Source organism: Capsulimonas corticalis, assembly GCF_003574315.2.
Lineage (GTDB): Bacteria > Armatimonadota > Armatimonadia > Armatimonadales > Capsulimonadaceae > Capsulimonas > Capsulimonas corticalis.
In genome coordinates this window covers 3,853,572-3,868,755 of sequence record NZ_AP025739.1, presented here as the reverse complement: position 1 = coordinate 3,868,755, position 15,184 = coordinate 3,853,572, and the positions used below count along the sequence as shown (strand labels likewise).

Sequence of the window (15,184 nt, the reverse complement as noted above, 5' to 3'; positions counted from 1 at the left end):
CCCAATGCGCCTCGAATAAAAGACTTCTCGACAATCTGTTAAGGATTGGTTAAGGGAAGAGGATTAGACTGTATGCATACAAGCCGCTCCGATCCGTTCTTCGGACCGCTTTACCTGGCCGAAGAGCAACGCGCCGATGGCCGCCGCCTGCGAATACCATGGAAAGGTTACGTTTATGAATACCGTCCCGGCGTCACTGATTCGATCCTGCCGAAACTTCGGGCTGATGTCCATCGGCTTCTTGTCCGCTCTGGGAGCAATGTCGCTTCTCCAACCCACTCCCGTTCAGGCGCAAAACCCGCAGATGAGTCTTGCCGCGCAGATCGGTGCGCTTCAGCGCGCGATGGCCTCCGCCGAAGCCGCCATCCGCGCGCAGGACGAAACGATCGCCAGCCTGCGGAGCAAGCTGGCCGACGACGAGACCACGATCCATACGCTGCAAACGCGGACAGCGTCCATGAGCGTCTCCGGCGCCGATTTGACGTTCACCGGCGTCAACGTGCATATCGTGGATGGAAGCGGCAAAACAGCGAGCGCCTCCGGCCTTGGGAATTTGATCGTCGGCTACAATGCGCCAAGCGCGGAATTCGATCAGGCGCGCGCCGGCAGCCACAATCTGATTCTGGGCGACGCCAATAACTATCCCTCTTACGGCGGGATCGTAGCCGGCGTCAGCAACGCGATTGCCGCGCCCTACGCCTCGGTCATAGGCGGAAGCCACAATATCGCCAGCGGCCTTTACGCCACGGTGACAGGCGGCTATACCAACAACGCGATCGCCAACTGCGCATCCGTCAGCGGAGGCGACTACAACATGGCGGACGGCGTATTCTCCTCAGTCAGCGGAGGTTACCACAACGCGGCAAGCGCGCAGGAGGCGGTGGTTAGCGGCGGCGTCGGCAACAAGGCCGGCGATGAAGGCGCGGCGGTCTCCGGCGGCTGTTTCAACAAAGCCGCAAACTTCAGCGCCGCCGTAAGCGGAGGCGTCGGCAACATCGCCAGCGGCTACGAATCCACCGTAAGCGGCGGCTGCTATCACGTCGCCGTCGCCAGCGGCTCCCTGGTCGGCGGCGAACAATACAACACACCCAGCAGCGATATCTCCTCAATAACCAACAGCGACCAGATTGGTAATCCGAACGCGGGCGTCAAATGGGATCCTGACTATCCAGGAAGCATCGATCTCGTCGGCCACCGCCGGTCGGAAAAATAGAAGATCCCAGCAACGCGCTTCATGAATTCATCATAATCCCAGCTGTATAATGCCAGCAGTACAATAACCACGCTTTTGCAGCGGAGCACAAAGGAAACATCATGAAGTCGATCCATATTTCGAAGCCGAAAGCATGGCGGAACAGTGCGTTCGTTCTCGCGGGCGCGGCGCTCACACTATCCTTTTTGCTGTCGTCTCGCACGAACGCCGCAGATACAGGCGCTGTCCATGCGCCCATCGTATTTTCGGGCGGGCACGAGACCGATCCGCGAGATCGCGGCCGGCCGGTGGCGCTGGTCGCGGGCGCGCTCGGCGTGCCGCCGGATGTATTTCGCGAGGCGTTCCGCCATGTCCGTCCGGCGCCGGCGGGAACCCGGCCGGACCCGAATCAGGCGCAGCGGAACAAACAAGCGCTGCTGGACGCGCTGAGCCAATATGGGGTGACGAACGAGCGGCTGGATGAAGTCTCGAATTACTATCGCTATGTCCGCAGCCGTGGAGAGATGTGGCCGACAAAGCCGGCCGAAGGTTACGCGCTGGTGAAGAACGGCGTGGTGGTCGGTTACGTGGTGACAAACGGCGGATCGGGATATAGCTCGGCGCCGGAAATCTCCGTACCGTCAGTTCCGGGCGCCGCAGGCAAGGCGGAGATTTCATTCAGCAAAACCGACTTCGACCAGAACGGCGCCGTATCCGCGATCGCGACGGCTCGGTAGTAATCTGATTATCCCAGAGTCTATTTTCGAGTCCTGCGGCAACGCAGGGTTCATTGTTTACTGTGGCGGGCCCGCGATTCGATAACAAAGTAATCTTCGATCCCGTTGACAGGGCGAAAAAATATACCCAGGCAATTCTGAGCCGCACGGTTCTTCGGGACTAACTGAGGTGGGAGCATGTGGTTAGGATCACTCGCATTCGCTTCAGGATCGCCTGCGTTATATGCGAGCGCCTGTCGTCCGCTCGTGTCCAGATACACGCTTCCCACCCACTCTCGCCCCTGCCTCAGATCATATTGGAATCGTGGCAGGCCGACCAGCCCACCTCTTCGCCAGGCTTTTATGGCGATTGCCATATCGTCACCGTTTTCCATCCCGCTGCCGCCAAAACTCGTAAACCCCAAGGAGCCGTGAGATTTCCTCTTCCACGCTGATAGCCAAGCCTGGCGCGCGGCGGCGACACCGGAGCGGTGGTAGTTCTCCAGGAAAGTATTCCAATCATATTTCGGCTTTTCGTTTATGATGGGATCGTACCAGCGCGCCCCGTCTACCAAAGCCGGCCCACGCCGTGTCATATCGCTGCACAGAGAATATTGAAGCAAATTGATATCGCCGATATCAGAATCGACAAGCACGAATTTCTCCGCAAGTGCGTGGTATCCGTCCAAATGACACGCCAGGGTATGGGCTCTCCATGATTCCTGTCTTGCATTCTCACGCCATTTTGCGAATTGACGCTGCTCATCTGCAATATCCTTTGGACTAAGGGCGTAAACTCCGCCGGGTACATCGCCCAGCCGAGCATACAGTCCGCGCTCCAATAGCACACACGCAACCGCATCGCGCGCCAATCCTAACGAATTCAATTTGAGACGTGATTGATCGCTTTGCGGGCGTCCGAGCAGATCCTCATTGGTGTAGGGCTTCAGACGCTCGCGCGCCGCAGCCAACTGCTCTTCGGAGTATCGCGGCTCGACATTCGCCAGCGCCTTTGGATTGGAGAAATGATACGTGCGAGATTTGTTTTCGATGATCGTCCGCGCCGCCTTGTCCATGCTTTGAAGTTCATCGGGCAGGCGCATCTGAGTCATCACGGCGCCTTCCAAAAACGTCGCGCAAATACAGCACTTCCGAGATTTACCTGTTGTGTCGTCAACAATGGTGACGAGGAGATAATACGGCGACGTGCTGCGGTCGTGGATCGCCCAGGAAAATGGATCTTGCAGCGAAACGGCGCGGCAATATTTTCCGCCGGGCGCCAGCAGCATCAGCATGAGAAATATTCGAATATAAAAGCGCCGCACAAACTGTCCTCCACACTTGCGTTGACCCTATCTCATGGCTTGCGCTTCAGACCGTGTCCAGCCGGCGATAAATCGGCGCCGATGCGCGTTTTTTGGGTATCATAGCAAGGCAGGCGATCATAGATATCGAATATCGCCGCCCGCGATCTATCCCATGGAATTAAGCACACAATTAGGACCGTATCGGCTGGATGAGTTGACCGGAGAGGGCAGCGTGGCGCAGGTCTATAAGGCCTGGCACACAGAGCTGCACCGGTACGAAGCGCTCAAGCTACTCCGGGACTCGATGACGCACGAGGCGACGATTGTGGCGCGCTTTCTCTCGGAAGCCCGCACCGCCGCCAAACTCCAGCATCCAAACATCGCCACCATCTATTCGGTCGGCGACGGCAACGGAAGCCAGCCCTACTTCACAATGGAGCTGATCGAAGGGCGCGATCTTGGCGAGCACTTGCGCCGCCACGGCCCGCTGACGCTCGACGACGCCACGCCGCTGCTCCAGCAGATCGCCGAAGCGATCGATTACGCCCATAGTTTAGGCGTCATCCATCGCGATATCAAACCCGCCAATATCCTGCTGGGAGATCTCCCGTCCGGCGGCTATACCGTCAAACTTGTGGATTTCGGCATCGCCCGAGTGCAGGCCGAGGAAGCGGCGGCCCGACTCACGCAAACCGGCGGCATCGTCGGCACACCGAAGTATATCTCCCCTGAACAGGCCAGCGAGCAGCCGGTCGATTACCGCGCGGATATCTACTCGTTCGGCGTGGTGGCCTACGAAATGCTGTGCGGGCGCACGCCCTTTGAGGGTCCGGAGCCGGCGACGACCATGGCGCTGCTGATGGCGCATGTGTACTCCGAACCGCCCACGCCCCGCGATCTGGCGCCGTCGCTCTCGCAGACAACCAGTGACGCGCTCCTGCGCAGCCTCGCCAAGTCGCCCGAAGCGCGGTTCAGCGCGTGCGGCGAGTTTGTCCGGGTGCTCACGGCGCCGCGCGCCGCGGAGCCCCCCACGACAACCAGCCCGAATATCGTAACGGCGCCGAAAGCCGCCGCTGTCGAATCAAACGCCACGAGGACAGCCGCGCGGTCTCCGCGCACCATCTGGCCGCTGGTCGGCGCCGCCGTCTTTGGCGCTCTGACGCTCGCCACGGTTTTCGCCGTCACCCGCCTCTCGCCCACCGCCGCGCGCATCGGCGGCGGCGCCAAACCGGCGGCCATCACTCGCCAAAACGCCGTATTAACCACGCCGATACCGGCTTCGGATCCGAAACAATTGACGGCGCTGTCGGAAAAGCCGGCCACGCCTGCGCCGCTGCCCGCGACTCAAACGCCGCTGACGCCCCTGGTCAATCATCCCGAAACGGCCGTCCCCGCGCCGATCCTCCCCGCGCCACGCGCGGCCACGCACCCGGCCGCAACCGCCGCTCATGCGACGGCAACCGCCGCAAAACCCGCAGTGAACGTGACCAAACATTCGCCTTTGCCCATGACGGCGCATGCCCTGCCTCACGATCGCCATCCCAGAAGCTTAACGCTTCGGCGCAGACCAAGGCTCGTGAAGGCTCGCATCACGGGACGGCTGACGAATCACCGAAATCTTGCGGCGGCGTGGGACGCCAGTTACCATCAGGAAATGGCGCTGGCGAATTCGTTTCGCGCGAAGGGCGACGTTGTTCAGGCAAACGCGATGGCCCAAAATGCGGAAGACAGCCGCCGCCATGCCTTCTCCGCAGCCAAACCTCGGAAGCGAAGAGCGCGATAACCGATTCATCTCCCCAGTCATCGCGCATTGCATATAATAAGCAAATTCTCATTAAGTAATTTTAACTTCTCCTATTAATCGCCCCCTGTTAATTTTTCCTAATTTCACACAGGCATAATTCATTTACTTACATGGGTATACAGTGGAATAATTGAGTGGCTCAGCGTATGGAATCCACGGGATACCGTCATGGCTGGCGAAGAATCTTAAAGAGATGTTTGCAATCTAAGATTGCCGCTGAGTTCTATTTCCATTGGGCGAAAGTATGTTCATCCATCGAGAGGTGGGAACACCGAAGAGGCAAATCATGAAGATGCTGAACAAGGTCCCAGAAATCACCATTTTCTTTTGGATCATCAAGGTCCTCGCGACCACCGTGGGAGAAACGGGCGCGGACTTTTTATCAACCACGATGAAACTTGGCCTGGTCGGCACGTCGTATGTGATGAGCGCCCTATTTTTGATCGCCCTGCTCGTCCAGCTAAAATCACAACGGTATATCCCGGCGCTTTACTGGCTGGTGGTCGTGCTGGTCAGCGTCGTCGGCACACTGCTGTCGGATAACCTTGTGGACAGGATGGGAGTGAGCTTGGCGACAACATCGATCATCTTCGCGTCTGCCCTGCTGGTGGTCTTTGTCTTGTGGTATTTGAGTGAGAAGACGCTGTCCGTACACATCATCGAAACCACCAAGCGTGAGCTATTCTACTGGGCGGCGATTTTGTGTACGTTCTCTCTGGGGACTTCGGCGGGAGATCTGATCGCGGAGCGGCTTGGCGTGGGCTACGCGCTTTCCGCGCTGATCTTCGCCGGAGTGATCGCGGCGACCTACATCGCTTATCGGTTCTTCAAGCTGAATGCGATCCTGGCGTTCTGGATCGCTTATATCTTCACGCGCCCGCTGGGCGCATCGCTGGGGGATTTATTGACGCAGCCGGTCAAGGAATCCGGGCTTGGCCTTGGCACGGTCGCCACCAGCTCAATCTTCCTGATCACCATTATCGGCCTGGTGATCTATCTCACGCGTCGGCAAAAACAGAAGTCGATGTCGTTGAACGCGGCGTCCCATTGAAAACTTCGGAGTGGGAAGTTACGCCAGCGTAACTTCCCACTCCGTCTTTATGGACGCCAATTTGCCGCAGCGGCGCTTTAGAAGTTGAACTTGTCGATGTTGTCTTTGTTGAAGACGAGGATATCGCCGAGCAGGATCTTATCGCCCTCGATCTTCTTGTCGCCCAGCTTGCCGGCGTGGAAGGTGGTCGCGCCGGGTTTGAGCTTGCCGTTCGCGACGGCCTCGGCGGCGTAGATGGTGAGGTAGCCAAGGTCTTCGGTGTTCCAGAGGACAACGGACTTGACCGTGCCGTCCTTCACGTACGGCTTCATGTTGTTGGGGGTGGACAGGCCGGTAACGAGCACCTGGCCGGATTTGCCCGCCTGCTTGATCGCCTCGGCGGCGCCGGGGAAGGCGACGCTGCTGATTCCGAAGACGCCCTTGAGATCGGGGTAAGCCTTCATGAGATCCTGAGTAACCTGAAAGGCCAGCGTCTGGTTGTCGTTGCAGGGCTTGATCGCGACGAGCTGGAGCCTGGGGTACTTCTTCAGGCGCTCCTGCATGAACTTGATCCACTCGTTCTGATTGGCCGCCGTCAGGGTCGCAGTGACGATCGCGACTTTCCCCACCGGGTCCGCGCCGCCGATATCCTTCGCCATCGTATCGACCAGGGCGTCGCCGATCTGTTCGGAGGTCGCCTGATCGACGAAAAACTCGCGTGAATCGGGCGTGCTGTCGGCGTCCCATGTGAGCATGTGCACGCCGCCCTGCTTCGCCTTCGTCATCGCCGGCGCCAGCACATTGGGATCGTTGGGAGAAACGCAGATGACATTCGCCCCTTTGAGTGTCCAGGACTCGATCAGCGACGCCGCCGCTTCCGGCGCGCCGTCGGTGGGCCCATCGTAGACAAGATTGACATCCCCCAGCTCCTTCGCGGCGGCTTCGGCGCCCACGCTGCACGAGGTGAAGTAGGCAATTCCCTTTTGCTTGGGCAGCAGATAGACATTGACCGTTTTGCCGGCGGAAGACGTGGCGCCGCCCCCGCCTCCGCCGCCAGAGGCGTCCTTATGAGCGCCGCAGCCGGCCGTCAAAACGGCTCCGCAAAGCAATCCAAGCGTAATCGGGCGAGTGAGGTGTCGCATGCGTGTTCCCTTTGAGGTCTTCATATTCTGAGATTTTGATATCGGCGCCGAACGATTAGCGTCGCGATTTCGGCGTCAGCAGGCTGTCGGCCAGTACGGACAAGATGAGAAGTAAACCGATAACGATCAAGTTCAGCTCATCGCGATTCCATTGCCATGAAACGAACTCGCGCGTTTCGTGAATCAGCAAAACTCCCAGCACCGTCCCGAACAGTCGTCCCCGGCCGCCGAAGATACTTGTGCCGCCCAGCACGACCGCCGTGATGACCGCCAGCTCCATGCCCGTTCCGATGTCCGCCTTCGCCGTGTTGCGGCGGGCGACAAACAGCAGCGCCGCCAGTCCCGCCGTCGTCCCCGACAGGGTGTAAAGCCACATTTTGATTCGCGCGACGGCAATGCCTGAGTAAAGCGACGCCGTTTCGTTGTATCCAATTGCCGAGAGCCACAGGCCGAGCGGCGTGCGCGCCGCAATCAGACCGACGGCGATGACCGCGACGCCGAAGATCAGGCCAGGAATCGGGATCCCCAGCACTGTCCCCTGCCCCAGCCAGGTGAAGCTTTCCGGGAAGCCGGAGACAGGACGCCCTAAGCTCAGCCCTTCGGCGACGCCCCGGTATGCGGCGAGCGTCGCGAGGGTGACGATCAGCGGATGAACGCGAACGCGAGTGATGAAGAAACCGTTGAGCGCTCCAGCGGCCGCGCCCGTTGCCAGTGTAAGCGCGCCAGCAAGCGCCAGGGGCATATGCGCCTGGAAACACAGGCCGAAGACGACGGCGCACAGGGCCATCGTCGAGCCGACGGAGAGATCGATCCCCGCCGTCACGATGATCAGCGTCATCGGGATCGCCAGCAGCGCCAGTTCCCAGACATGCGTGGAAAGGCCCATTTGGGCGTTCGGCGCCAAAAATGTCGGGCTGAGCGAGCCGGCCAGGATCATGAGACCGATCAGCAGGACCAGCAGCACGATTTCCTGGCGCGACGGCAGTACGCCGCGCAGCGGGGACGCGCGCTTTGCGGGAATGGCCCGATCGGATTTTGTCACTTGCTGCATGATTAATGGGCCTCCCGTCGTCCGCGCGCCATATGGTCGATGAGCACCGCAACCAAAATAAACGCGCCCTGGATCGCCCGCTCCCAGTACGTCGCCGAAACCCCAAGGCGCAGGAAGATCAGCATGGGACTGATCACGCTGAGCAGCAGCGCCGCCAGCACCGACCCGATGATCGTCCCGCGCCCGCCGCTGATGGAGGTTCCGCCGACGACGACACAGGTCACGGCGAGCAGCTCAAATCCCTGCCCGATCCCAGACTCGATGACGCCCAGTCGGGGCACGCTGACGACGGCGGCGACGGCGACCAGCAATCCCGTCAGCGTAAACACAAAGACTTTCAGGCCGCGCACCGGCAAGCCGGCCAGACGCGCCGCCTCCGGATTGCTGCCGGCGGCGTAGATCCGGCGGCCCAGCGGCGTTTGCCGCACCAGTAAGATCGCTAAGAGGACAACGATCACTGCGGTCCAAATACTCACCGGGACGCCTAGAAACGTTCCGATGCCGAAGAAGCGCAGGCCCTGCGGCAGGTCCGTGATGAACCGGCCATTGATCAATGTCAAATTGACGCCCTGCAGCACCGTCAGCATTCCGAGCGTGACGATGATCGACGGCATCCGGCCATAGGCCACCAGCAGACCGTTGAGCAGGCCGACTCCGGCGCCCAGCGCCAGCGTCGCGGCGATTCCCACGGCGACTGGCAAGTTGGCGTGCGTGGGCGACGTGAGCTGTCCCATCACCGTCGCGAGCAGCCCCATCAAGGCGCCCATGGAGATATCGATCTCGCCGAGGACGATCACAAGCGTCAGGCCGCAGGCGACGATCACGGCGGGAACGCTGGAGACGAGGATGTCGCGCAGGTTGCCGCCGGACAAAAAGGTATGGTTGATCGAGCCGACCGCGAAGACAGTCAGGAGCAGCAGCGCCAGGACGCCGTACTCGCGCTGGCGCGACAGACGCCCCAGAGATGCGCCGAAGGTCGACGGCGGCTTAGTAATCGTTTGGGATGTCACGCGATGGCCTCCCCGGTCATGGAATTTTGGGAATGCAGGGCGAGCGCCAAAATCTTCTCCTCTGTGGCTTCCGCGCGGGAAAGCTCGCCGCTGATCGTCCCCTCCCGCATCACCAGAATCCGGTCGCTTAAAGTCAGGAGCTCGGGCAGATCCGACGAGATCAACAAAGTCGCCATTCCGTCACTCGCAAGCTGGCGGATGATCCGATAAACATCGGCCTTCGCGCCGACATCCACGCCCCGTGTCGGCTCGTCCAGGATCAGTACGCGCGGCGACGCCGCGAGCCATTTGCCCAGCGCCAGCTTCTGCTGGTTTCCGCCCGAGAGCGTGTTGGCCGCGATATCCGGCCCCGCCGCCTTGACTGACAAATCGCGCATCAAGTCCGTAACAACCGTCGTCTCTTTTTCCCGTGCGCGGAAGCGCCCCATTGCCGGAGAGCCAAGCACGGACAACAGCAGGTTTGTCCCGACCGTCAGCGGCAGAACCAATCCCTGATGCTGTCGATCCTCCGGAACGAGCGCCACCCCGCGCCCGATCGCCTTCGGGACCGAACCGGGCGCCAGTGTATCTCCGGCGACGCGAACCGAGCCGGATTCCGGCCGATCCACGCCAAAGATCGAGGCGGCGACTTCCGAGCGCCCCGCGCCCACCAAACCGGCCAGCCCCACGATCTCTCCCTTGCGCACGGAAAACGTGATGTCCCGGAAAACGCCCGGCCGTGTGAGGCCGCGCACATCGAGCATGACTTCGCCGGGCGCCGTGGCGCTTTCGCGGCTTTCCTCGGCGAGCAACTCCCGACCGACCATCAGTTTGACGAGTTCGTTGCGGCTGACATCGGCGATCGCGCGCGTCTCCACAAGCTTGCCGTCGCGCAGAATGGTGACGCGGCTGGAGAGCGCGAAGACCTCCTCCATCCGGTGGCTGACGTAAAGGATCGCGACGCCCTCGCTTTGCAGCTGGCGAATGATCCGAAAGAGGGTCTGCGTTTCGCGCGCCGACAGTGACGCCGTCGGCTCATCCATGATCAGCAGACGGCTTTTGTGCGACAGGGCGCGCGCGATCCCAACCATCTGCCGCTGGGCGAGCGAAAGCTCCTCCAGCGGCCTGTCAAGGTCGATGCGCTCGCCAAGCCGGTCCAGCAGCGCCTGCGCCTCGCGCCGCATGCGCGGGCGGTCCAGCAGCCCCGGCCCGAGGCGCGGCTCGCGGCCGACAAAGATATTGTCGATCGCATTGAGATGCGCGAACGCCGTCGACTCTTGATGGAGCGCGACGATTCCCGCCGCTTCGGATACGCGGATATCGCCCGACGACACGGCGGCGCCATCGACCTGCACGGAGCCGCCGTCGGGCCGAACAACTCCGGAGAGGCACTTGATCAGCGTGGACTTACCGGCGCCGTTTTCGCCCATTAAGGCGTGGACTTCGCCCGGCTCAATCGCGAGGCTAACCCCCGAAAGCGCCGGAACGCCATTGTACGCCTTGCTCAGCCCGCTGACTTGTAGGAATGGTGTATTCATCATCGGTTTCACATCGTAGGCTCAGCGGGCGCCGAAAAGCGATACGTTCCGGACTGTAGTTCATACACCGCGGAGCCGGATTCCTCCCGTACAAACTTCACTCCCGAGGCGCTGTCGATCTTCTTGCCCGACTCGGTGACGCCATCGGCGCCCGCGGCGGGGATCCAGGCCGTCGCCGTCGTGTTGGCGGGCACGGTGACATTCCACACGAACACGCCGTTGTCAATCTTCCAGGCGCTCGTGATCGGGCCATGAATGCTGTCGAATGTCGCGCTCGCGTGGCTCAGTCCGGGGCCGGGATGCGGGTGCATCAAGATATGCTTGTAGCCGGGCTGATCGGGATCGGTGTCGATTCCCGCAACATCTTGATAGAGCCACTGTCCGACCGAACCGAGCGAATAGTGGTTGAACGAATTCATGCCGGGATCCTGGAAGCCCTTGTCAGGCGTCCAGCCGTCCCACCGCTCCCAGATCGTCGTCGCGCCCTGCCGGATCGAAAATCCCCAGCTCGGGAAGGTGTCGTTTTGCAGCAGCTTGTAGGCGACATCGTTATGGCCGGTCGCCGTGAGCGTGGGGCAGAGGTAGCCGACGCCGACAAAGCCCGTGGACAGGTGGCTGTTCTTCGCCGCGATATCGTCCGTCAGATGTGTCGCCGCCATCGGCCGAAGCGCGTCTGGCAGCAGTTGGAAGCGCAGGGCGAGCACATAGCCGGTCTGGGTATCGCCTTTGATTTTGCCGTCGGGCGACACAAACGCCGTATTGAAGGCGTCTTTGATGTGCGCGAACAGGGCGTCGTACTTCGCCGCCTCCTCCGTGTGGCCGAGCGCGCGCGCCATGCGCGCCATCAGCGAAGCATCGTAGGCGTAGTAGGCCGTCGCGAGCACGTCCTTGGGCGTGTCGGCGTTGATGGAGAGCCAGTCGCCGAAGTCGTTGTTGCGGCGCTCCATCCAGAGGCCGCCCGGGTTGACGCTGGTGATATAGTCCATCCAGCGGTTCATCGCCGCCCAGTGCTTCTCGACAATGCCCTTGTCGCCGTACGCCTGATACACGGTCCAGGGGACGATCACGCCGGCGTCGCCCCAGGCGGGCGCCCCGTCGGAATCGTCCACGGTGCGCGGGGAAACATCGGAAAATCCGCCCTGCGACGACTGCGCGTCCTCGACATCCTGCATCCACTTCTCGTAGAAGCCCGCCGTGTCCCGGTTGTACGTCGCGGTGCGGACGAAGATCTGCGCGTCGCCCATCCAGCCCAGGCGCTCGTCGCGCTGCGGGCAGTCGGTCGGAATGCTGATGAAGTTGCCGCGCTGCCCCCAGACAATGTTGTGCTGAAGCTGATTGACAAGCGGGCTGGAGCACTCGAACGTCCCAGTCTTCGGCGTATCCGAGCCGATCACACATCCTGTGACGGCGTCCATGGCCGGCTTGCCGGGGTACCCGGTCACTTCCACATAGCGGAAGCCATGGAAGGTGAAGTGCGGCTCCCAGACTTCGACGCCTCCGCCCTTGCAGATATATGTATCCGTAGATTTGGCCGACCGCAAGTTCGTCGTGTAGACCTGCCCCTTGGGATCGAGCATCTCGGCGAAGCGCAATTGGATACGCGTTCCCGCCTTGGCCTGAACTTTCAATCGTGTCCAGCCGACCATGTTCTGCCCGAGATCGACAATATAGACTCCCGGGGCGGGCTCCGTCATGCCGATCGGCTTGATGTGCTCGGTCACGCGGATGGGCGGACCATGCTGGCCGACCATCGCCGCCGGCCCGCTCTGCGGATCCAGCACGCCGTAAACGGCTTTTTGGACGACAAGCTTGCCGCCCGCCTCGCCCGGCCCAGGAATATTGATGGTTTCTTTCTCATCCGCCGTCTGCGAGTGCGGCGCGCCGTCCAGCGTATAATCGATGCGCAGGCGCTTGACGGTGTTGTAGGCGGGATCGCCCCCAAGATCGTTGCCGGAGACGACGGCGACTTTGTTGTCCGCCACCATCGACGCCACCTTCACGGTCACATTGACCTGGTTCGTCGGCTGGCTGGAGCCGTTCAATAGAACGCCGGTCCAGCCCGTGGACCGGGATCCGGGAAGATCCCAGCCGGCCAGTTCCTTACGCGCGTCGTAAGACTCGCCTTGCAGCATGTCGGAGTAAGTGATCGGCCCCTGCGATCCCTTCCACGCCCCATCGGTCACGAGGGTTTGACGCGAGCCGTCGGTGAATACGATCTCCATCTGAAGGCGCAGCTCGGGACGGACGCCGAAGTAGTCGCGCCGGTGACTGAAACCGATGTAGCCGCTGTACCAGCCGTCGCCCAGGACCGCGCCGATGGTGTTCGCGCCTTTCTTGAGCGCCGACGTAACATCGTACGCCTGGTACTCCACACGCTTCTTATAGTCCGTCCACCCCGGCGCCATGACGGCGTCGCCAACCTTCGCGCCATTGAGATGCAGTTCGTAGACGCCGTGCGCGGTCACGAACACCGTGGCCTGCTGGACCGTCTTGCCGACGGAGAACATGCGGCGCAGATAGGGTGAGGGCGAAAGGTTATTGCCGTCGATCTGCACGCCGCGCGGCGTCTGCGCGGAAATCCACTGCGCCTTCCAGTCCGACGGCTTCAGCAGTCCCATGCGCCAGGACGCGGCGGGGCTCTCCGCCACGGCGCCGTCCTTGTCCCAAACGCGCACCTTCCACCAGCACTGCTGCCCGGACGCCAGCGCCGGCCCGGCGTACTCAATGGCGCTGGAATCATCGGAAGTGACCTTACCGCTATCCCAGAGATCGCCGTGGTTCGCCTTCAGCGCGCCCGCGCCGCGCGCCACCAGGATCTCATACGCCGTCTGGCGCTGGCCGCGCGTTTGCGACGCCAATTTCCAGCTCAGGCGAGGATGCTGAGCGTCCACGCCCAGCGGGTTCACCAGATACTCACAGCGAAGCTGTCCTGGCTGCAAATCGGAGGCTCCGTGGACGGCGGGCGCAAGCGCGGCGGCAGTGGCGGCGGCTGCGATAAAGGTTAAGCGGTGTTTCATGGATTTCTTTCGGAGGGATCGACCAAACAGATCTTCGGAACCATACAAAGATTTTCGGAATGATACACAGGAACATCTTACCCGATTTCGGAACTATGTACAGATAAAATCACCCCTTCGCGCCAGAAATTTTCCAAATTTCCAAAGCAAAGAGGCAAATCCATACAACATCCAAAACTGTAGAGACTGTTTATCCAGGTTTTCGGCGGAAGCTTACCGCCAGTTCGCCCTTCGTATCGAAATACGAAGGGCGAACTGGCGATACCAAATCACGATTTTAGATCGCGCGACTCAGTCAAAGTTATTTGACGCTGAATGTGATGGCGAAACGTGTGCCTTCCGTACCTTCGGCGGCAGTGTTATCGGATCCCGCGCATTCCGCCCCGCCGCCGCCGCCTTGCTGGCAGTCCGCGGCAAGAGCGTTGGATCCGCCGGAAACCTGCGAGCCGCGATACCACTTGATGTGGCCGTCGCACATCATGTAGTTGGAGCCATCGGTGTGAAGCCCGGTCTTGGCAAGGAAGCCATTCCCCCCAGGGCCACCAACATTCGCCGAGCAGTCGACGCCGCCCAAGCAACCGGTCGCCATCGAGCCGCCTTTCCCATAATTCGCGGCTGCATAAATGCTGCCGTCGAGGCTGCCGTTCGTCGTCGCCGACTGAATCCCATTACCGTTGCCTTCATTGATGTCCAGCAATTTCGCGAAATCGCCATTCGATTCACACAAGAAGACGGTCTTCGCGGGCGAACTCAACACCGCCAGCGCTTGTCCAAAGTGGGGATCGCCCGTGGATCCGCCATCCGTTCGCAGGAAGTTGAAGTTGGCGGTATAGGAAATTTGATAGTTGACGGCGTCTCTCTGGGGAGGATTGGGATCATCCGGGCAGTGGAACACCAGCGTGCTCTTGACGTAGGGATATACTTTCCCGGCCCATCCCTGTCCAAGCTGAAGACCCTGGTCGTTCCGGCCGGCCGGAAAATTTTCATCGTTATCCTGCACGTACTGAAGGATTCCGATACCGATCTGCCGTTCGTTGGACGCGCAGGAGATCTGGCGCGCCTTCTCACGGGCCTTCGCAAAAACGGGGAAAAGAATAGCGGCGAGAATCGCAATGATAGCGATAACAACGAGAAGTTCGATCAGAGTGAAACCAGAACGGCTTCGATTTCCAACAGTATGCAAATAATTCTCCTTTTGCCCCGAAAAAGCAGGGTAGATCCTGCTTTGGATAACGAAGTACAATGAACATCCACACCAATGAAATCCAATAGAAATCCACTGATGCACAAATATAACAGATCGTGAGTATTCTGTCAAGTGCAATTGGGACAAAACTCAAAATAATAAATCCAAGAATAATCCAAAGTGGGATTTTGGAGCCAAAAAGGGAGATCCTT

Annotated in this window: 11 protein-coding genes; 4 read left to right on the top strand and 7 right to left on the bottom strand. The window is 60.5% G+C overall.

Annotation, left to right across the window (positions count from 1 at the left end):
- Positions 1–175: 175 nt before the first annotated feature.
- Together D5261_RS16495 and D5261_RS16490 are read left to right on the top strand one after the other, a co-directional pair.
- Positions 176–1,213, top strand: a complete 1,038-nt coding sequence (locus D5261_RS16495; protein ID WP_125206280.1) for a hypothetical protein — start codon at positions 176–178, stop codon at positions 1,211–1,213.
- 101 nt (positions 1,214–1,314) lie between these two features.
- Positions 1,315–1,929: a hypothetical protein gene (locus D5261_RS16490; RefSeq protein WP_119324259.1), complete on the top strand. Its 615-nt coding sequence runs from the start codon at positions 1,315–1,317 to the stop codon at positions 1,927–1,929.
- Between the two features lie 50 nt (positions 1,930–1,979).
- Here D5261_RS16490 and D5261_RS16485 read toward each other — a convergent pair whose 3' ends face one another.
- The gene (locus D5261_RS16485) at positions 1,980–3,203 is read right to left on the bottom strand and encodes a hypothetical protein (protein WP_125206281.1); all 1,224 of its coding nucleotides are present in this window, start codon (positions 3,201–3,203) and stop codon (positions 1,980–1,982) included.
- A 184-nt stretch (positions 3,204–3,387) separates the two neighbouring features.
- On the opposite strand from D5261_RS16485, the gene D5261_RS16480 reads away from it, so the two are divergent.
- Positions 3,388–4,998, top strand: a complete 1,611-nt coding sequence (locus D5261_RS16480; protein WP_165864570.1) for a serine/threonine-protein kinase — start codon at positions 3,388–3,390, stop codon at positions 4,996–4,998.
- A 307-nt stretch (positions 4,999–5,305) separates the two neighbouring features.
- A complete protein-coding gene (locus tag D5261_RS16475; protein WP_218025742.1) occupies positions 5,306–6,070 on the top strand; it encodes a COG4705 family protein in 765 nt (254 codons plus the stop codon).
- A gap of 77 nt (positions 6,071–6,147) precedes the next feature.
- Here D5261_RS16475 and D5261_RS16470 read toward each other — a convergent pair whose 3' ends face one another.
- The 6 genes from D5261_RS16470 to D5261_RS16445 form a co-directional block, all read right to left on the bottom strand.
- The gene (locus D5261_RS16470; protein ID WP_218025743.1) at positions 6,148–7,191 is read right to left on the bottom strand and encodes an autoinducer 2 ABC transporter substrate-binding protein; all 1,044 of its coding nucleotides are present in this window, start codon (positions 7,189–7,191) and stop codon (positions 6,148–6,150) included.
- Between the two features lie 55 nt (positions 7,192–7,246).
- Positions 7,247–8,242, bottom strand: a complete 996-nt coding sequence (locus tag D5261_RS16465) for an ABC transporter permease (protein ID WP_119324264.1) — start codon at positions 8,240–8,242, stop codon at positions 7,247–7,249.
- 2 nt (positions 8,243–8,244) lie between these two features.
- Positions 8,245–9,252 carry an ABC transporter permease gene (locus D5261_RS16460; RefSeq protein ID WP_119324265.1) on the bottom strand — a complete coding sequence of 336 codons (1,008 nt, stop codon included), beginning with the start codon at positions 9,250–9,252 and terminating at the stop codon, positions 8,245–8,247.
- Entirely contained in the window at positions 9,249–10,772 is a 1,524-nt protein-coding gene (locus tag D5261_RS16455) for a sugar ABC transporter ATP-binding protein (RefSeq protein WP_119324266.1), read from the bottom strand. Before D5261_RS16455 ends, D5261_RS16460 begins: the two co-directional genes overlap by 4 nt.
- Before the next feature lie 5 nt (positions 10,773–10,777).
- Positions 10,778–13,786: a family 78 glycoside hydrolase catalytic domain gene (locus D5261_RS16450; protein WP_119324267.1), complete on the bottom strand. Its 3,009-nt coding sequence runs from the start codon at positions 13,784–13,786 to the stop codon at positions 10,778–10,780.
- 301 nt (positions 13,787–14,087) lie between these two features.
- Positions 14,088–14,969, bottom strand: coding sequence for a DUF1559 family PulG-like putative transporter (locus D5261_RS16445; protein WP_165864571.1), 882 nt, complete (start codon positions 14,967–14,969; stop codon positions 14,088–14,090).
- Positions 14,970–15,184 lie beyond the last annotated feature (215 nt).